This window comes from Aneurinibacillus terranovensis DSM 18919, from assembly GCF_000430625.1.
GTDB classification, from domain to species: Bacteria; Bacillota; Bacilli; order Aneurinibacillales; family Aneurinibacillaceae; genus Aneurinibacillus_B; species Aneurinibacillus_B terranovensis.
Genome location: NZ_AUMJ01000027.1, coordinates 62,582 through 81,096, shown reverse-complemented (window position 1 = coordinate 81,096; position 18,515 = coordinate 62,582). Strand labels below are relative to the sequence as shown.

At 45.3% G+C, this 18,515-nt stretch carries 16 protein-coding genes, 3 pseudogenes and 1 riboswitch; of the genes and pseudogenes, 2 read left to right on the top strand and 17 right to left on the bottom strand.

All coding sequences use genetic code 11. The features are described from left to right. The 10 genes and pseudogenes from H525_RS28435 to H525_RS0106045 form a co-directional block, all read right to left on the bottom strand. Positions 1–314: pseudogene (locus tag H525_RS28435) on the bottom strand (transposase); the annotation flags it as partial. 428 nt (positions 315–742) lie between these two features. After that, positions 743–2,041, bottom strand: a complete 1,299-nt coding sequence (locus tag H525_RS0106085) for an IS110 family RNA-guided transposase (RefSeq protein ID WP_027415482.1) — start codon at positions 2,039–2,041, stop codon at positions 743–745. 498 nt (positions 2,042–2,539) lie between these two features. Next, the gene (locus tag H525_RS0106080; RefSeq protein WP_027415481.1) at positions 2,540–3,877 is read right to left on the bottom strand and encodes an MFS transporter; all 1,338 of its coding nucleotides are present in this window, start codon (positions 3,875–3,877) and stop codon (positions 2,540–2,542) included. A 355-nt stretch (positions 3,878–4,232) separates the two neighbouring features. Then, entirely contained in the window at positions 4,233–4,793 is a 561-nt protein-coding gene (locus H525_RS25380) for an HD domain-containing protein (RefSeq protein WP_027415480.1), read from the bottom strand. A gap of 246 nt (positions 4,794–5,039) precedes the next feature. Next, complete coding sequence (locus H525_RS0106070; RefSeq protein ID WP_027415479.1) at positions 5,040–5,765, bottom strand: GntR family transcriptional regulator; 726 nt, start codon at positions 5,763–5,765, stop codon at positions 5,040–5,042. 151 nt (positions 5,766–5,916) lie between these two features. Further along, positions 5,917–6,222: pseudogene (locus tag H525_RS22985) on the bottom strand (recombinase family protein); the annotation flags it as partial. A gap of 68 nt (positions 6,223–6,290) precedes the next feature. Beyond that, entirely contained in the window at positions 6,291–7,325 is a 1,035-nt protein-coding gene (locus H525_RS22980; RefSeq protein WP_081413257.1) for an ISL3 family transposase, read from the bottom strand. Then, complete coding sequence (locus tag H525_RS25375; RefSeq protein WP_051330833.1) at positions 7,313–7,513, bottom strand: hypothetical protein; 201 nt, start codon at positions 7,511–7,513, stop codon at positions 7,313–7,315. The genes H525_RS22980 and H525_RS25375 overlap by 13 nt, the downstream gene beginning before the upstream one ends. Positions 7,514–7,755: 242 nt before the next feature. Next, positions 7,756–8,031, bottom strand: a complete 276-nt coding sequence (locus H525_RS0106050) for a DUF1294 domain-containing protein (RefSeq protein ID WP_027415478.1) — start codon at positions 8,029–8,031, stop codon at positions 7,756–7,758. A 23-nt stretch (positions 8,032–8,054) separates the two neighbouring features. Then, the gene (locus H525_RS0106045; RefSeq protein WP_051330831.1) at positions 8,055–8,672 is read right to left on the bottom strand and encodes an HD domain-containing protein; all 618 of its coding nucleotides are present in this window, start codon (positions 8,670–8,672) and stop codon (positions 8,055–8,057) included. 148 nt (positions 8,673–8,820) lie between these two features. Between H525_RS0106045 and H525_RS27045 the strand changes: the two genes are divergently transcribed. Continuing rightward, positions 8,821–9,765, top strand: coding sequence for a hypothetical protein (locus H525_RS27045; protein ID WP_027415476.1), 945 nt, complete (start codon positions 8,821–8,823; stop codon positions 9,763–9,765). Beyond that, positions 9,647–11,629, top strand: coding sequence for a heparinase II/III domain-containing protein (locus H525_RS0106035; protein WP_081413256.1), 1,983 nt, complete (start codon positions 9,647–9,649; stop codon positions 11,627–11,629). Before H525_RS27045 ends, H525_RS0106035 begins: the two co-directional genes overlap by 119 nt. Positions 11,630–11,869: 240 nt before the next feature. Here H525_RS0106035 and H525_RS22975 read toward each other — a convergent pair. The 7 genes and pseudogenes from H525_RS22975 to H525_RS29355 all read right to left on the bottom strand — a co-directional run. Beyond that, a pseudogene (locus H525_RS22975) lies at positions 11,870–13,129 on the bottom strand (2-isopropylmalate synthase); the annotation flags it as partial. 35 nt (positions 13,130–13,164) lie between these two features. Continuing rightward, complete coding sequence (locus H525_RS22970) at positions 13,165–14,643, bottom strand: thiamine pyrophosphate-binding protein (protein ID WP_081413255.1); 1,479 nt, start codon at positions 14,641–14,643, stop codon at positions 13,165–13,167. A 405-nt stretch (positions 14,644–15,048) separates the two neighbouring features. Then, entirely contained in the window at positions 15,049–15,885 is an 837-nt protein-coding gene (locus H525_RS0106020; RefSeq protein ID WP_027415474.1) for an energy-coupling factor ABC transporter ATP-binding protein, read from the bottom strand. Beyond that, positions 15,885–16,685: a cobalt ECF transporter T component CbiQ gene (gene cbiQ / locus H525_RS0106015; protein ID WP_027415473.1), complete on the bottom strand. Its 801-nt coding sequence runs from the start codon at positions 16,683–16,685 to the stop codon at positions 15,885–15,887. The genes H525_RS0106020 and cbiQ overlap by 1 nt, the downstream gene beginning before the upstream one ends. Continuing rightward, positions 16,682–16,966 carry an energy-coupling factor ABC transporter substrate-binding protein gene (locus tag H525_RS0106010; protein ID WP_027415472.1) on the bottom strand — a complete coding sequence of 95 codons (285 nt, stop codon included), beginning with the start codon at positions 16,964–16,966 and terminating at the stop codon, positions 16,682–16,684. The genes cbiQ and H525_RS0106010 overlap by 4 nt, the downstream gene beginning before the upstream one ends. Before the next feature lie 6 nt (positions 16,967–16,972). Next, a complete protein-coding gene (locus tag H525_RS0106005) occupies positions 16,973–17,731 on the bottom strand; it encodes an energy-coupling factor ABC transporter permease (RefSeq protein WP_027415471.1) in 759 nt (252 codons plus the stop codon). Between the two features lie 161 nt (positions 17,732–17,892). Continuing rightward, a riboswitch (cobalamin riboswitch) is annotated at positions 17,893–18,078 on the bottom strand. Between the two features lie 266 nt (positions 18,079–18,344). Then, positions 18,345–18,506: a hypothetical protein gene (locus H525_RS29355; protein WP_211236980.1), complete on the bottom strand. Its 162-nt coding sequence runs from the start codon at positions 18,504–18,506 to the stop codon at positions 18,345–18,347. Positions 18,507–18,515 lie beyond the last annotated feature (9 nt).

The following is an 18,515-nucleotide window of genomic DNA, read 5'->3' as shown; positions in this document are numbered from 1 at the left end:
CATGAAATAACTGCTCAGCAATCTGTTTTTCCACCATATCCGCGAATACACGGCTGAGTGTAGAGACAGATGGAGCATCTTCATCCAGACGAAAGCCACATTGGTAGCGAAAGCGTACGTCCGTTTGTAAGCGACGATGCAGCATAGTAAATGTCGTAATGCCTTCCATAGGTGCAGCCAGAAAAGCGCGTAGAATGGCTTCGCGGCAATATCATGGCTCTCCTTGTGGGGTACGGCTTTTTAATCTAGTCGCTCTTTTGATTCAAGTTGTAGCCATTCTTCAAAGGAAAATAGTATTCTTGTAGAATATACATAGTGGACTTCCTCCCACTATAAAGTAATGTTTTCTCCTATTTACTCACTCATTCTCACTTTTTCAACTTTGACACCTTAAGAGGATTGGATGAAAATTGAATTAGATACATATTTTTCTGTAAGGGCCGGTTGAGAAACAGAGCTTGAGAATATAGATTTACAAATTATGGATATAATGGTATAATCGCACAGTGGATCTCCACTTCCGCCCTCGGGGTTTCCCCTCCCATGTCACGCTGGGTCTATGCCCTTACATTCCTTCGTTCTACCTCTCAAGGGGTGGAGGCCGATTCTTGCTCCTCGACGGGGTCGTTGCCCTTATGGAATAGTTCCTTCGGCTTCTCCGGTGCTTCCGTTGTCGTTGTTGTACACATGTGAATAAGTGGGTCGTACAGGGTATATTGCTAATGAATTGACTTTGAACTATTTATGCAACACTCTGTTGCAACTGGGCTTGCCGTACCGGACCTAGTACTTCATTTGCGTTATATTCTTTTTGTTTTGTTCCCAGTGTATAAAGGACACGAACCAGTTTTCCACATAAGGCGATGATCGATTGCTTCTTCTTCAATGGATTCTGACTGCGTGTTGTGTAATGCTTATGGAGGGCTTTGAACTCTTCATTTTTGGCCACCATAGGCAGCATGCAGCGGAACAAAATTCCTCTTAGACGAGAACGCCCGCGTTTGCTAATCCCGGTCTTACCTTTCCGTTTTCCAGAACTGTTCTCCGTTAGATTCAGTCCGGCCAAGCGAATGATCTGCTGTCCGTGATCGTAGTTGTTTACATCCCCAACCTCCGCCAGGAAGCCGGCAATGGTCAGAACACCAACCCCTGGGATGCTCAACATTTGTGCCGTTCCAGGAATTTTCTCAAGAATTTGCAAGACTTCCGCCATAATGATTTCTTCCTGTTGGATGAACAGATCGAACTGCTGCAGCAAGGTGGCAAGCTCGATTCGAGCCGCTGTCAGTCCCTCAGTAAGCCCGATGGATACCGTTGCAGCCGTATAGAGCTTCTCCGCTCTCTTGATACCAACTCCACGCTTGATTTCCGTCTTCCAGTGCGTGAGAACGCCTCTGGCGCCTATAGAGACAATCTCCTCTGGAGTTGGAAACTGATGCATGGTCATAAGTGACGCTTTGCCATCCCAGTCCTTGAACACCTGTGGATACTCCGGAAAATAGCGGTCAAACCAGTTTGTGATCCGCGCTTTTACTTGATTCAAGCTCACCATGACCTTCTCGCGTAAATTCATCAGAATGCGTAACTCTGCATATTCCTTGGTCGGTAAGTTGGGCTCTGAATACTTCCCGTTCCGAATAAGGTTGGCAATGACCTTCGCATCCTTATAGTCGCTCTTGGTCTGCGAGTTGTCCTCCAGCTCCTTGCTCTTGTTTACGTGGTGCGGATTGACGACGACGATCTGGATGCCTTGCTCTTTCAAAAACGCCGCTAAAGGGAACCAGTAGTGTCCAGTAGGCTCAATGCCGAATACAATGTCCGCTTTCTCATGTGCCCGGCCTAGCTCCTTCATCCACAATGCTAGCTTCATGAGCCCCTCCCGATCGTTGTGGAACACGCAGTCCTTCCCTAGCTCAATCCCGCGGAAATCCACGGCACGAGCGACATGTATCTTCTTCGCGATGTCCGCACCTACGACCAGTGTTTTCTCAGTAATTCGTGTAATGCGTTGATTCTGTTTCTGTTTCATCTTATGCTTCATAGTGAGTACCTCTTTTCGTATATGGGTTTTTGTTCTTGGCGAAACGATACCCAGTATACAAGAGGTACTTTTTTCTTTCAAAGCTCAAATTACTTCATTACAGGAATTGCTCCTCTTTAGTGGAATGGGTTTAGTCACCTGTATTTCTTCTACAAGTTGGGGTGAAGTCCTTTTTTGTGGCTAAAAGAGCCTTGCGGCTCTAAGAGCGAAAATTATGCAAAACGCTCATATATTAAAAATAACCGAGTTCCTTCAATTTAATTTCAATGTTTACCAAGAATAGGTTTTTCAATTTCACTAAAGCTCTTCGGTTCAGTAAAGCAATTTAAAGCACATCTATTTAAATAGTTTTGAACTATGTTTGCTGGTATGAAAAGGGATAGAAAAGCGACGTTAAAGACTTCATCTTTTTTTCTATTACCTCTTAAAAGATGTATGGAAACAAAAAGGACTCCCATAAATGCAGTCCTTTTTGAATTCTCGAAACGTTGGTTACAATTAGCTGACTATGGTTTCTGATTGGTCTCCCAACACCATACCTTTGTCCACCACTGGCTTGTCTGGTTGAATTAAAAATAGCCAGATGGAAGCTCCAATAACGAGAAGCACAGCTTCTACAGTGAATGGGGCTGTCCAATAGCCATGCTGTGTCAACGCACCAAAGACAATCGCTGACACCGCCCCGCCTGAGTTCCCTGCCATACTCATCACACCATACACTGTCCCCGAGTATGGGCCACCAACGTCCATTGGTAAAGCACAACTCGGAGCAATAACGCATTCTAAGAAAAACATGGATGCGGCTAAACAGTAAACTGCCGTGTAAGGATTAACTGTTATAGATGCAGGAATAAGGAAAATAGCTGCAAGAAGCAATCCCGGTATGGCTACAACTTTCCGTGCTAGTTTTATATTGTTGGTTTTTTCTAAAATTTTATCGGTCAGAATCCCTCCTACTGTATCTCCTATCATTCCAGCAAATAAAGGCAGAGACGCAATGAGTCCCATTTTACTCAACGAAAAATGGCGGTAGTCAACTAAATACGTCGGAAGCCAAGTCATGAAGAAATAAACGGCATAATTGTAACAAAAATAGGCAATCATTATGAACCACATATTCGGAGATGCAAATACAGTCTTCCACGGCACCTGAAGTTTGTTTGTAAAATCAGTTGCTGTATTTATAACCCCGTCCTTATCAAAACCACGAATATGTTCCAGTTCTCCTTGATTAACCCACTTATGTTCCTCCGGTATGTTACGGTATACCACATAAAAAAGAATCGCCCAAATGAATCCCGCTGCACCGAATATATAGAATACGGCACGCCAACCCCATGCAACTGTAATACTTACGGCAATTGGTGGTACAATGGCAGCACCAAAACGACTAAAACTGTGTGTAATCCCTTGTGCAAAACCTCGTTCAGACTTAGACAACCATAATTTCATTGCTTTTGTAGCTGTAGGAAAGGCTCCTGCTTCTCCAAATCCAAAAAGGAAACGAACGACCACCATGGAGAGGTAGCCAACGGATTGAGCAGTTACAATCGTCATCAACGACCAAAAAGATACAATCATGGTTAGTACACTTCGTGGTCCGAACCTGTCGCCCAACCAACCACCGGGAATTTGCCCCAATGCATAAGCCCAAGTGAAGGCACTGAAAATGAACCCCATCGTGACCTGATCAAAACCAAATTCCTTACTCATGGATGGAGCCACAACAGAAATATTCGTTCGATCCATAAAAGTGATTAAATACATCAAACAGATCATAAACAGAACCAACCATCGCGTTTTACTTTTATTTAAAGTTAACTTGTCTTTCTTCATTAAAAACACCTCCGCAAAATGAATTTTATAATATCCAAAGCATGACAAATACTTGAAAAGTTCATTAGTTTCGGTCGAATTTTAGTTGTTACCGTTTACAAACAGGAATAATAATAATGTTTTGCGAAAAATTCATATAATGACCTATGAGTCTGTCCAACAGAATGAAAATTTTATATATTTATCCAAACAACAGTGCTTTATGCATTGATTATAAGGTATACATGAATAAATATTCGCTAAAAATGCTTCGTCGGTCAGACTCCTATGCAGATAAAAAATTCTTAACAACGTTTTGCCTTATTACAATCGCTTTCATTTATCCAAACATAAATTTTTCTCCAATTCACGATTTTTATTTAAAGATTCGTATATAAGATTCTTTAGTAAATCGATCCCCCACAATGGCAATCATATCTAACTGGTCAGCGTAATACAGGATTTTACCTTCAATCGATTTTGGGAATCTAGCGGAATCAGGGGTATGATCAAGAATAATTTCGCAAATTTCATGCGGAACTCCATGCTTAATCGCCAATTGTGCTCCCCAAAATGCATGTGGGTACGTTAAACCGATGGTGGTATATTCAACCTTCCCATTATCTGTTGGTCTAAATTCAACTAACTTGCTGACATCTTGAAGTAATCCAGCCGTTAACAGGATATCTCGGTTGATCTTGCTATTATGGAATTCTTCAAATGTATTAGAAATCTGAAGTGCATTTTGCACTACTGCACGATTGTGAATAACATGAGAATATTCAACCTTTGGTGAAATCGGAAGATCGAAAATATCCTCCCATTCGGACTCCTGCCACAATTCTTCCCAAATATAAACGATATGTTCTTGATAATGTTTTTGTTGAATGAGTTTAATTTCAGGGAATATCTCTTCCATAATTAAACCGGGTTTCATATGTTATAACTCCTCTCTTTTTTACAAACGGTTTTCCTAGTATCCAGATTTCACAAGATCTACTCCCACAGTATACATGACAATTCAATCATATTCATCCAGTTATATAGTCATCTAGATGAATATGATGATTTGAGTATATATGCCCTTAATTTATGTGTCAATATAAAAATTTAATTCATTGGCGTTATTGGTTTGAACCCCCCCATTATAAGATGGATTACCCGGATAGGGCAATCCATCTTATTAATCAGCGTGTAAAAAAGATTTGTATTTATATTTATCGCCTCGGTAACAGGAATCACCCGCCAACACACAACCATATGACTCGACCTTCAGTTCACTATTTCGATATAGTATAGGTGATCCAACAGGAACTCCTAAAACTGTAGAAATCTCTTCGTTAGCAAGGATAGCCTCGATTTCGAGTTGACCTTCTGAAAATACCAAATTGAATTTTCTCAAAAAAATATGAGAAAATGAATAACTTGTTAATTCCTCATCCGTTATTTGTTCCCCAAAAGTTTTTAAAAGGTATCGATTATCAATAACAATAGGTAAGTTTTCAGATAATCTTAAGCGCTTAATTTGAACTACCTCTTCACCCGGTTTGATTCCTAACTTTGTCGCAATGTTTTCAGGACAAGAAACAATTCCTCTACATAATAGTTGGACACGGAAATTTTTAAAATACCAACCTTTAAAGAAAGTATCTAACTTTTCAATATCTGTTTCTAATTTTTCTCTTTTGGCAATAAAAGTACCCTTTCCCTGCTCACGAGTAAGCAGTCCTTCCTCAACAAGTACTTGAACTGCTTGTCTAATCGTCATGCGAGAAACACCAAACATCTTAATTAATTCATCGTCAGTTAGGAATTTCTGTTTTCCCTCGTTACCAAACTCATTTGCGATTAATCTTAGATGATTAGCTATTTGTATATATTTTGGAATGGGTGAATTATTGTTAATCACATCACAACAGCCCCTATACTTACTTCAAATTATTCATCTATACATCTATATAAATATATATTATACCTTTTTAACTTTACCTATTGCAATAGAACCGAAATTGGTACCTGAGTTGGTATTAAACTAACCTGCCCTTTAGTTGAATAAGGATTTAGTTGTTAACTTCTTCGGATATTCTTCGGTACAAAGCCGATCTTGAAACATTTGTAATTTTACAAATTTGCTTAACGGTCATAAGAAATTGACTGTAAGGATTCTCTTCCGATAAATCAAGCCATGAGTCTTTTAAAGATTTTAGATTAGCTTTTTTATGCTTTATGTAATCGACCAATTCGAACAAATCTCTGGTACTTCTGGTAATGCGAGTAAGGTCCGATACATAGATGGTGTCATCTTCCCGTAATCCCTTTAACATTTTCTGCAATTCAGGTCTGTCCTGTGTTGCTCCAGATTCTTTTGGCTATTCGCAGTTTTGCATGGCTGTGAGCGGGTTGTGGCTCCAAACTGATCGCGGTTTTTTTGTTTTTATAACTCAACTGTTTTCAGCTTCAATCCACCAGCGATTAAATAAATCATCGTCTGTAGGTTTTTAATGGATCGGTAGCCACGAGCACGCCTTTTAGCGCTTTGGATAAGCCCATTAATGGCTTCTATGATGCCGTTAGTGACTTTTGATGTAAACCATCGGAGGACTCCCTTCTCGTGCTGTCGGATCGTCTTGGCTGCTTTGACCATATCCGGAATTTGGCTATGCTTGGCCCAGTAATACCAGTCATCCAGAAACGATTTAGCGGTCACTTCATTCTCTTGCTCCCACAACTTGGAGAACGCCAGCTTTAGATGGTACGCCTTGGCTGTTTTCAGATCTTCATCTTTGAGCCTCACGAGCGTTTCCTTTTGTTTGTCCGTTAGGTTTTCTTCATTCTTCAACCATGAATAGCGGCTATTCTTGAGATCGGCTACCGTTCGTTGTTCCTTGCGCCGCGTCTCATCGACAGCGGTGTTAATGACTTTCATGACATGGAATTTGTCGTAGGTAATCTCGACGTTTGGAAAGTACATCTTTGCACCGGCAATAAAGCTCGGAGACATATCCATACATAGCTCTTCGATGTCATCGGGATGCCCACACTTGTGAAGAAGTTGTCCCTTGAAATCAAATAAGGTTCGTTGATCCTTCCCTTCAGCGACATGAAGCACTTTTCGCGTATCTAAGTCCATGACAAGCGTGACATATTCATGGCCTTTTGCACGAGAAGTTTCATCAATGGCGATGCGCTTCACTGTTTCCCAGGTTTGCTCTTGCCGTGCTTCATCGACGTAATGGTGCAAGATCAGCCACAACGTTGTGTCGTGCTCGCCTACTAACCGGGATACCTCATTCATTGGCATCGCTTTGGCCAGCAACACCATGAATGCCTCAAAATACAAAGAATAACCAGAACGTTCGCGCGCCCAAGAAAGTTCAGCTGTTTTTGGGGTTCGGCAGACATCACATTGTACTCGCGGCGGTTTGCCGACGAGAACAGCACGGAACTGGAAGAAATTCATATGCCGCATTCCCGTTCCTTGCCATGATCATAAATCCGACATCCTGGTTTACCACACGTACCGCAGTTATGCAGACTTCCTTTGACCGTACGTATATGAATGCGGAGTTCCTTGATCTCCAGATTGAATGTAACACTGTATACTTCCCAGCCCGTTCCTAAGTTGAGCGCTCTAGTAAATATCTCATTCTCCGTCATCAGTAGTATCTCCTTTCAGGTTCTACTATCATAATTGACGGTTAAGAGTCATGCTAAACTGGGAAGAACCGTAAAACGATGATACACAAAATCCCTACTATGTATGGTAAAAGCGCTGACATGTAAATCATCCCCTTATACTCATTATAAAGCCGGTCCGCTCTGCCAATTTTCCACTTTTTGAAATTTTATTGACATTAGCTCAGATGATTTTTTATGGGGACGGCCTGCCTTGTCTATGGTCATGTACCCACACTCCAAAGACGATAAATGGTATAGAAAATGACAAGGTCGAAAATGATCAACATAGGAAATCCGACGACAAATTTCATGTGTTTTGTCTTATGTCTGAAAAGCTGCATCCCCATCCAGCCTCCGATGGCTCCCCCAATGAAAGCCATCATAAATAATCTTCTTTCCGGGATGCGGTATTTGCCGGTAACCGCCTTTCTTTTATCGAATCCCATCATTGTAAATAAAAGCAGGTTAACTAAAATAAAATAACCTAAATAAAGCATGATTCCTCCTTATGTAGATGCGGCTATATTTCTTGTTTTAGCTGGCTTAAATAAAGCTCCATAAATCGGGTTCTCTCTTTTGCGATCCGGCGGCCTGCTTCAGTGTGCATCCGGTCAGCAATTTTCAACAGTTTCACATAAAAATGGTCAAGTCCGTATTCTTTGTCGTTAGGTTTGCGCTTCCTGGAAAAAGGGTCGCCCGGTTCGTAAAACGGCCTTTCCATTTCCGCACACGTGGCAAAACACCTGGCAATTCCAATGGCGCCAAGCGAATCCAGCCGGTCTGCATCCTGAACGAGTTTGCCTTCTATCGTTGCAGGCATGACACCTTTTGAAAAGGAATGATTGCGAATACAGTCTAAAACATGGGGGATCTTTTCCGCGGGGAATCCCTGTTCATGCAGGACCACTTCCGCCCGTTCCGCGCAAACGTCTCCCGAGAGGTGTGATTCCGGGTGTCCTTTCGGATAGTTAAACAGCTCATGAAGAAGGACAGAAACGAGCACCACATCTTCATCTGCCTGCTCTGTTTGTAAAAGAAGTTTTGCATGGTTGTATACTCGCTGGACGTGGAGAAAATCATGCGCCGGGTCAACCGATGCCTCTCTTTTTGCGGTTTCAATGTATGGGGTATAGTCCATATATGTATCTCCTTCGGGGTAAAATTTTTGATTGCTATCTCTATCATAAAAGGTTTGAGTGAGACAACAAATGTGATTCTATGATCCCTAAAGTATGAGTATATATCTAAGTGATTTAACATGACAACTGCCAAAAGGGGTTGAGAGGATGAGACCTAAGTGTGGTTTTTATTTTACAGCGGAAAATATCGCAATGGCCAAGCACAATATCGAAGTATTACCCTGGGCTAAAAAAGCATTTGCGGAGTACCGGCGGATTGCGGACACGTTTCTTGCCGCCCATTCGGACGATAAAATTTACGATTGTGTGCTTGGAATGAAAGACCAGACCTTTGCCTATGGAATTTCCGGATGCCCCCACTGTAAAAAGCCGTTTCCAACCACTCCTGATAAAGAATCCCTCATTTTTTCAGAAATTCCGCATAAAAAGGTGACATGTCTTCACTGTCAGCAATCGTTCCCAAACGAAAAATACGAGGATAAGGGAAACGGACTCGTCGTCGATGGCAAAGCATATTACCTGATTGGAATGTGGAATTTTTATACGGGGGGAAAACTCCTTGGAGGGGTAAGAAACCATGAAGGGCTGGTCACCGTTCTTGCCTATCTGTACATGATAACCGGAGAAGAAAAATACGCGCACAAGGCGCTCGTAATTTTAGATGCTTTTTCCGCTGTCTTTTTACATACAATTGGCCCGCGCGATTTTACGGAGTATGGGAGCCGATTTGAAATTGGCCGGCTTCACCTCCTAACCAGCGTTGTCAACCGGGTCAAAGCTTTCCTTGCGCACGACTATGACTGGCTCTACCATTTCGATATACTTGATAAACCTTCCCCTGGCCGTTCAAAACTCGGAAGGGAAGGCACAATGCGCGAAAATATTGAGGCGATGCTGCAGGATTATTTGTTGAAAGCGCCGGGAGGGCCGGAGTATGACTTGAAAAACGGCAACATAACAGAATTGCATAACCATGAGGCCGACGGTGTCCGGGCGATGCTCGCTGTCGGGCTTGTCCTTGATTTGCCAGGGCCACCTCCCAAGCTATGGCGACTGGGGTCGGGATTTACTTCAGACAACGACATTGGATAAAAAAACGGCCGGCGAAATCTACCGGTCTGCCCTCCATTTCTACCATTTTTCCTCAGATTCAACGATTAAGAATGAAGCCCGCGATTGCCTCCAGAGACTGTACCCGCTTATCTCTGATGAACTTGGAACCCGTGGTGTCGACCTGTTTTTATCCCATCCTATAAAGAAAAATTCACTTCCTTTCTCTCTTCCTAAAAATGCAACTATAACGGGACAGGCCGGCATCGGTATCCTGCGGGATGCGAACGAAACAACGGTTCTAATGAAAACGGGGGCCAATACGACCCACTCGCATGATGATGTGCTTGCGTATATGTACTATGCATGCGGCAAAGAGGTTTCCGCAGATATGGGCTACGGTATTTACGGAACCAATGGCCATAACGGCTGGGGAACGAAATCGATCGCCCACAACACGGTAGTCGTCAATAGCGATGAAGGGATGAAAAAAGGACAGAAATGTAAGCCATTCTCCGGTGGGGAGTTCTCGTTTCTGTATGAATCGGACACCGTGAACGTCTATGAAGGGAAAGCTCCGCATCTTTACGGAATCGACTCTTTTCAGCGAATGATTGGCATAGCTCCTATCGCTGCATCGTCCTCTTATGTAATTGATTTTTTTTATATTGAGGGTGCCAGAACATGTGACTATGCCTTCCATGCGTTTCAGGAAGATAGTGAGCTGGAGCTTACCAACGTAGAGAAAGTGCTGGCCAACCATTGGACACTGGCCGGAATCGATGAGCAAAAAAAGCTCTATTATGATGAGCATGAAAAAAGCTTTGGGGAAAGGCTAACGACCGGGGAAACATTCTCGACTTTGCTGGAGCAAGAAAAGGCGCAGGGTTGGACACCTGATAAAAATAATGGGTATGGATTTATTTATGATGTAAAGGAATATAAGTCATTTCGGGATGGTTTTACAGCAGCGTGGAAATCGGTGGATGGCTATCGGCTGACATGGATGGGACTGTGCGACCGATCGGACCGGATTTTTACCGGAATGTACCCGAGCCTGGATGGAAGGCAAAAACGCCCGATGCTGATTGTACGCAGCGACCGCAAGAATAAGCAATTCGTTTCCGTTGTTCATACGAAAAAACGTTCACTCAGCCAGGCGGAGGTTCTCCGGATTGAGCGGCTATCGTGCCGGGGAAGCCAGGTAACCGCCCTCGCAGTGTATACGACTACGGAAATGACAGACTTCTGGGTATACAGCCCTGTGGCTCAGAAGATGTCGATCCGAACCTCTTTCGGGGAATGGAGCGTCGAGGGAAGATGCGGGTGGATTCGCACGGACAACAAAGGAAAAATCATCGCAAGCGCCTGTGTTCAAGCATCGTCTATGCAGTTTCAGGGAAAGCAAATGAAAGGGAAAAAGAATACGTGGTTTGAAATTACAGGAATGAATGAGGAAGAAAACTCGCTGGCCCTTACATGGGACAGAGAAGTAGACGAACTATTGGACGAAGAATTACACGAAAAATTAGATGGGCGATGGCCCTGCAATAAGATACATTATGTGCGGATTGCCCCGTTACCTCATGCTCAATCGGTTGTTTACCAGGTACAGGAAATGGAAAAACGGGAAAACAAGTTGAAGATGATTCTGCGGGATTCCTTCACGTTGTCAAAAGGAATCGTCGAGAGCTGCAAAAAGAATCGTCTGTCTTCCCTCTATCCCCTCCCCCTCGCCGCCTCCTTTGCAGGAAAAAAGATAATTGGCGATAAAGGCGGACGGGGAACGATCACAAAATGCCTCTCGCTAAAAGAGATTGAGATAAAGATACAGCACTCTTTTGAAAAAGGAGAAACGTTTAAAATCATTGATATAGAACCGGGGTATTATCTGCAGTGGCTGTAAGGATTTGCGGTGTTATAAGATAAATTGGTTACGAATTCAAGAATTAAAATTAAGAACCGTGGACACCCCCCCGGATTAAACTCCTTCTAAATTTACTCGGTAAATGAGGGACTTTTGGGTAATAATCGAAGCACAAGTATTTTTATGGCCAATTGCACCATGTTTGTCCGATTATTCCACCAATAATTCCATACTTCGTTCGTGACACCCCCAATTACTTTATAAATCGAATCTCTGATCCTTCTCTAGCACTTTTCCGCCATAGGTTTGGGCACGAACACTTGCGGTCGGAATCGAATTATTTTGGCAGAAAAGCTGGAGATTTTCTAGTCGTTACCTTTCGGGAATATCATTAGACTTTGAACCTACAAGAGCAATAATATCGTCATCGGTTACTTTTTTCTTTTTATCGCACAGATCCTTGAACCGCTTAAACGCATCGTTTAATTCTTCCTGCTCAAGCTGATAGCCAAGTTCTGTTAACTTATCCTTAAAAGCATGCCGGCCAGACAGCTTTCCAAGCACAAGTTTGTTCGATTTAAAACCAACGCGCTCCGGACGAATAATCTCATAGGTGGTAACCTCTTTTAACACGCCGTCCTGGTGGATTCCCGACTCATGGGCAAACGCATTGGCACCCACAATCGCTTTATTGCCCGGAACCATCATGCCGGTGAGGCGGCTTACCAGCTTGCTGGTACGCGCAATCTCATCCAGCTTTAACCGGGTCTGGGCCTGGTAGACGTCTTTGCGTGTATCCAGAGCCATCGCCACTTCTTCAAGGGAAGCATTTCCGGCGCGTTCCCCGATTCCGTTGATCGTTCCTTCCACCTGGGTCGCCCCCGCTTCAATCGCGGCAAGCGTGTTCGCTACCGCCATTCCTAAATCATCATGACAGTGGCAGCTTAATTTTACATCCTCGATCCCACGAACGTGTTCCCGCAGCTCCCGGAAAATATGGCCGTATTCTTTCGGCGTGGTGTACCCTACGGTATCCGGAATGTTTACAATACGGGCCCCTGCGTCAACCACCGCCTGAACCACTTCCATTAAATAAGGGAGTTCTGTACGGGAACCGTCCTCGCAGGAAAATTCCACGAGGTCAAAATATTTTTTCCCGTACTTTACAGCCGCTACAGCGTTCTCGATGACCTGCTCCTTTGTCATGGCGAGCTTATGCTTTCGATGAATGGGAGAGGTAGCGAGAAATACGTGAAGACACGCGGATTCAGCATTTTTTAACGCTTCCCATGCTTTATCAATGTCGCTTTGCACAGAGCGGGATAAGCTGACAATGGTAGAATTTTTAACCCTGCGCGCAATTTCTTGAATGGATTGCAGGTCCCCCGGGGAAGCCGCTGCAAACCCCGCCTCAATCCGGTTAACCCCCAGGCGTTCAAGTTGAAGCGCAATTTCCATTTTCTCGTGTAAACTCAAGTTGACTCCAGGGGATTGTTCACCATCCCGCAGAGTGGTGTCAAAAATCTCAATGGTACGCATGATCTTACATCCTCCTCCGCGTTCTTACTTTCTTATTACTTCTTAATCCAGGCCATCATTTCGCGTAACTGTTTACCAACCTGTTCGATCGGATGCGCCTTTTCAATACGGCGGCGTGCACCGAATGCGGCGCGTCCGGATTGATTTTCCAGAATCCAGTTTTTCGCAAACGTACCTTCCTGAATTTCTTTCAGAACCTTTCTCATTTCCGCTTTTGTATCGACTCCCAGTACCATCTGATCTAACGTTGAACCCGCAGCTACCATTGGATAGACATTTTCTTCCGGTTCGACAACGAACTCAACGAGAACAGGGCCATCTGTTTCCAGCGCTTCTTTCCAGGCTTTTTCTGCTTCTTCTTCCGTTGAAGCGCGCAGCCCTTTGATGCCGTAAGCGTCTGCGAGCTTAACAAAGTCAACGCTCGAAGCAAGGTCAATTTGGCTGTAGCGGTTGTCGTAGAAAAGCTCCTGCCACTGACGAACCATACCGAGGCAGTGATTGTTGATGATGGCAATTTTCACCGGAAGTTTATGGCCAGCTGCAACAGCCAGTTCCTGCTGATTCATTTGAAACCCTCCGTCCCCACTAATGGAGATAACCAGTTGATCCGGATTTGCCACCTGAGCGCCGATCGCAACAATCAGATCCGTATTCAGCAGAGCCTGATTGGCCGCGTATGATCCGTGCATTCCCGGCATTCCCGGGCACAGCGGATGGGTACCCGGAAAACTTGCAAGACCCATCAAGGTCGGAATAACAGGAATTTGCGTTTTCTCCGCAAAAGCAAGCAGGTCTTTTTCCGCACCGGCCGTTACCGTTCCACCCCCCGAAAGAATGACCGGCTTTTTCGAAGCGGCGATGGCTTTCACCATTCGTTCAATCTGCATGTTATTGGGCTTTACCGTCGGATTATACGTGCGGAGTTTAACCTTTTCCGGGTAATAAAAAGGCGCTTTCGCATTGTTTACATCCTTTGGAATATCGACAAGCACCGGACCCGGACGGCCGGTTGTCGCGATATGAAAAGCTTCTTTAATAATGCGCGGCAAATCGTTAATATCGCGCACAAAATAGTTGTGCTTGGTAATCGGAATCGTAATCCCGATGATGTTCGCCTCCTGAAAAGCATCGGTGCCGATTAAATTCTGCGCCACATTCCCTGTGATACAAACAAGCGGGACAGAGTCCATCTGGGCTGTGGCAATCCCGGTCACTAAATTCGTTGCCCCGGGTCCGGATGTAGCGATGACGACACCGGGTTTCCCTGTTGTTCTTGCATAGCCGTCGGCAGCATGGATGGCTCCCTGCTCATGGCGTGTGAGAATGTGCTTTAAATGGCTTCCATATAACGAATCGTAAATGGGCAATACCGTTCCACCCGGATAACCAAATACGTATTCAACCCCCTCCAACAGCAAACATCGTAAGAGCATATCTGCTCCCGTCATTGTCTCTCCCATCGCAATTGGCGGAATCGAAGCTGTTTGCTTAACCGTGGGTGTTTCAACGTTCATACAGTCCCCACCTTTTTTGAATCTCTCTATTAGAAAAATAATCATAAAATTAAAATTATATTTTCTTTTGCACTGATCAACCCCTTCGCTTACCTTACTTACTATAGAAGATGCAGAATGAAACCGATTTGAAACGGACAAACAGGTAATGATTCAAAATATGGCCTTTCACTTCGTGGAAAAATACTAAGTAGAAAGGTGATTTATTTAAAATGGGTATGAATAAGGTCTTTGCCCATGTGGAAACAAATGTCGTCCGTAAGTTACATCAAGTTCTATTCTAAACGCTATATATTGCGATATCCGATAAAATCGTGGCCTTTAGCGGCCGCATCAAGAAATTTTCATTAGTTCTCGATTAATCATTTTTCCTAGTTATTCAAGGTTCCACTAGATACACCGGAATTATGGAACAAAACTAGACATGATCGAACGAAACTCGTCGATACTGCGAGGAGCGGGTGCACGTCGTTGCATCATTTCCGGCAGCGCTAGCCAAACCTCCAACAGCAGAGGGAGTTCCATTCCTAGAGTGCGAAGGAGCGCATCATCCTGAAACACCGCTTGCGGCGATCCCTCCATCACGCACTGTCCCCGATCCATGACGAGAATCCAATCTGCCCACGCATAGGCGAGGTTCATATCATGTGTGGCTATCACAACCGTCACGCCTTGACGATGAATGCGGTCCAACTCCGATACGAGGTGCTGCTCCGACGAGCGATCCAAATAGGCGGTGGGCTCGTCCAGCAGCAGAAGCTCGGGCTCCAGCGCGAGCACGCCGGCGAGCGCAACCCTCTTCTTTTGCCCTAGGCTCAATTGATGAATAGGTGTCGCGGTCAATTGTTCCAACCCCATTGAGGCGATTATCCATTCCGTGCGACGGATGATTTCCGACTCAGACATCCCGGCGTTGCGTAGACCGTATGAAATGTCCTCGTGCGGCGTATTCAGGATCAATTGGTGCTCCGGATCTTGAAAAACAAGTCCGATCTCCCGGCGCAGCTTTCGTAACTGCTTAGGTTGATAAGAAATGTCGTCGCCCTTCCAGATCAGTTGACCGGAGGCTGGGCGATGGATGCCGATCGCCTGGAGAAAAAAGGTCGATTTTCCTGACCCGTTATGGCCGCAGATGGCAGTCTTTTTTCCCTGCGGTATGCGCAGGTGCAAATCTTGAAGTGCCGGAATTGTTGCGCCGGGATACGTGAAATTGACACTGATCGTTTCCAATAGCGGTTTCATCACAGTTTCCTCCCATACAGCCATATGCTTAAACCCGCCAACAGCAATCCTCCGATAAGGCTTTCCCAGTAGTAACGCGGCGGTATAGGAGCGGCTTCGTAAGGAGCCATCCTGATCTCGTCGATAAACCCTCTGGCTGTAAGTCCGTAGGACAGGTTTTTGTGCTGCTGCATCGTTTTAACGAACAACCGGGCAATCAAAACAGAAGTGTCCGCAAGCTTGTTGCGGAATCCGTAATGTCCGCCGCGTGCTCGCTGCGCCGTATACATGTCCGTCGCCGTATCCGTGAGCAAGAACAGGAAACGGTACATGATCAGCATCAATTGCAGCACAAGAGTGGGTATTCGCAATATGTTCAAAATTTGTAACAACTGGGAAAATGGCGTGGTCAAAATCAGAAATAAGAGACAAGACGAACAAGCGATAACCCGTAAACCTAACGTTCCCGCGAAAGCCGCGCCGGATGGTCGCACATAGATGATCCAATGCGAAGCGGCAACCAGAATCGTCCCGCCGGGAGAATGTGCGGCGCTCGGAGTCGCTTGGATCTCAGCGAGCAGCGCCGGAAGGCTTGCGACATAAAACAAATAGGACATTCTCAGCAACCTCAAGTAAAATTTAAAAGAAATTTTGGCATAAACGACGATCCAAACGGATATCCACCCGAATATCGCGGCCTGAACCAAGGGAGGCGAGACGTAAGAAAGCAGGAACAGAACGGCTGCAAATCCGCTTTTCCATAAAGGAGAAACGTTTTGCAGTTTGTTCGAGTAAGAGAACGAATCGATCTGCCGGATCAAGGAGTTTCCCTCCTGGATCGCCTGCCTTTAAACAAGCCGATCACATAGCCGATGAACCCCGCGCCGATTGCGGCCTGCAAGGCGAAGAGCATGCTTTCGGTTTCGGCGGGAGGATGTACCAACGGTAAAAACCAACGTTTGTACGATGGATTGAGTATGACGATAGTTTTCTCTGCGGCATCGTCCGCCCCGCCGAAATCTCCATTTACGAAGAGTAGGGGGAAGGCGGCGAGAATGACGACGCCGACCAGCAGAAGCATATTTTTCGTTTGGGTACGCATCGTAAGTTAAACTCCTTTCATTCTGCGCTGCAGGATGGATAGTTCTTCAGGGCTGTGCGCCTGCAGCCAGTTCCAGATCAGTACGGTCAGCAGCCCTTCGCTGATTGCCAGCGGAATTTGGGTAATGGCAAATATGCTGCCAAATTTAACAAAAGAAGCGATAACTCCACCATGCTCCGCCGGGAAGGCAAGCGCAAGTTGGAGCGAAGTAACGACATAAGTGGATAGGTCCGCAAGCGCCGCCGCCATAAAAATCGCCAGCTTTTGCTTGCCGGTCGTTTTCGCTAGCCATCTATAGACGGCATAACCGACCATAGGACCGGCAACGGCCATCGAGAAAGCGTTCGCGCCGAGCGTGGTCAATCCGCCGTGAGCCAGCAGCACAGCCTGGAACAGCAGGACGATGGAACCGAGCACACTCATCGGCAAGGGGCCGAACATGACTGCGCCGAGGCAGGTTCCGGTCGGATGCGAACTGCTGCCGGTCACGGACGGAATCTTTAGCGCAGAAAGCACGAAGGTGAATGCGCCGGCCAAGCCCAGCATGATTTTGAGTTCCGGCGCTTCCTTCGTGATGGTTCGCAAGCTGCGAAGCCCGAATGCAAAGAAGGGTACAAAAGCCGCCCACCAGAAGATCGCCCAGCCCAAAGGCAGAAATCCTTCCATGATATGCATGGCATGGGCAGTCTGGGGCTCGTTCAACACGAAATACGGCGTAAAGCCAGCAATGAGAAATAGGGCACGGATTGCTTTTTTTATATTCATGATTTGTCGTTCCTCCTGTTTGTGTGAGATTCCAATCAAAAAGACCAATCCAGCAGGATTGGTCAAGGGTACTTATCAATAGACGATACAATGGTGAGACGATACAATGGTGATGATTGTCGTTTCATAGAGCGTACACCTCTCCTTTCCGCGAAGGTATTTGGGTGTGCGTCCGTTAGGTAGGTCTCCTGGCTCCCGGTTCATCGCGCCTCTCGTCTTCCCCGATCGTGATCGAGTGACATTTTGAGAGTAGCTTCCCGGATACAGTGGCGGGACCGCTCGGGATTTGCACCCGATTCCCTGTTACCCCTTGCATATGCAAGGGCACCTTACGGACTCTGATATTCAGTTATCTCTTGCACCTTTACTTTTATTCGCTATAAAAGTCTGATTTCCTCCTGAAGGTCTTACACAATCACCTATCGTTCCCCCAATAGTCCTCTATAGGTGATTAATTGATTTACCGATCGGCTTGAGTTTTTTGGGTAAATATCTACCAGCGAATGACCTGTTTTTGCACGTAGCACCCCAAACTGCAGTTCGAAGGTGACTGCCGTTGCCAGCATGCAACCCGATCGCGGCGTCGGCGTGCGAAAACTTCAGCCGCCGCGCATCAATGGTGATGTACGTCGCTTCCAAAGGCTCGTAAAAACTCGCTTGGTGACAACACGACGAGCTGTTCCTTGATTTCAGGTGTATGAAAATCTTGATCGCCCGTAACCAATATATCGGGCTGTGCCAGCAATGCCGATACCACGATTAACAAGTGCAACAACTGGCTTGG

Bases quoted from the DNA above. Each gene is read 5' to 3' on its own strand.
- H525_RS0106080 (WP_027415481.1), bottom strand. From the start codon at position 3,877: ATGAAGAAAGACAAGTTAACTTTAAATAAAAGTAAAACGCGATGGTTG.
- H525_RS27045 (WP_027415476.1), top strand. From the start codon at position 8,821: ATGAGACCTAAGTGTGGTTTTTATTTTACAGCGGAAAATATCGCAATG.
- H525_RS22980 (WP_081413257.1), bottom strand. From the start codon at position 7,325: ATGCGGCATATGAATTTCTTCCAGTTCCGTGCTGTTCTCGTCGGCAAA.
- H525_RS0106085 (WP_027415482.1), bottom strand. From the start codon at position 2,041: ATGAAGCATAAGATGAAACAGAAACAGAATCAACGCATTACACGAATT.
- H525_RS0106045 (WP_051330831.1), bottom strand. From the start codon at position 8,672: ATGGACTATACCCCATACATTGAAACCGCAAAAAGAGAGGCATCGGTT.
- H525_RS0106005 (WP_027415471.1), bottom strand. From the start codon at position 17,731: ATGAATATAAAAAAAGCAATCCGTGCCCTATTTCTCATTGCTGGCTTT.
- H525_RS22970 (WP_081413255.1), bottom strand. From the start codon at position 14,643: ATGAACGTTGAAACACCCACGGTTAAGCAAACAGCTTCGATTCCGCCA.
- H525_RS0106020 (WP_027415474.1), bottom strand. From the start codon at position 15,885: ATGAAACCGCTATTGGAAACGATCAGTGTCAATTTCACGTATCCCGGC.
- H525_RS0106035 (WP_081413256.1), top strand. From the start codon at position 9,647: ATGAGGCCGACGGTGTCCGGGCGATGCTCGCTGTCGGGCTTGTCCTTG.
- H525_RS25375 (WP_051330833.1), bottom strand. From the start codon at position 7,513: ATGACGGAGAATGAGATATTTACTAGAGCGCTCAACTTAGGAACGGGC.
- H525_RS0106050 (WP_027415478.1), bottom strand. From the start codon at position 8,031: ATGCTTTATTTAGGTTATTTTATTTTAGTTAACCTGCTTTTATTTACA.
- H525_RS0106010 (WP_027415472.1), bottom strand. From the start codon at position 16,966: ATGCGTACCCAAACGAAAAATATGCTTCTGCTGGTCGGCGTCGTCATT.
- H525_RS25380 (WP_027415480.1), bottom strand. From the start codon at position 4,793: ATGAAACCCGGTTTAATTATGGAAGAGATATTCCCTGAAATTAAACTC.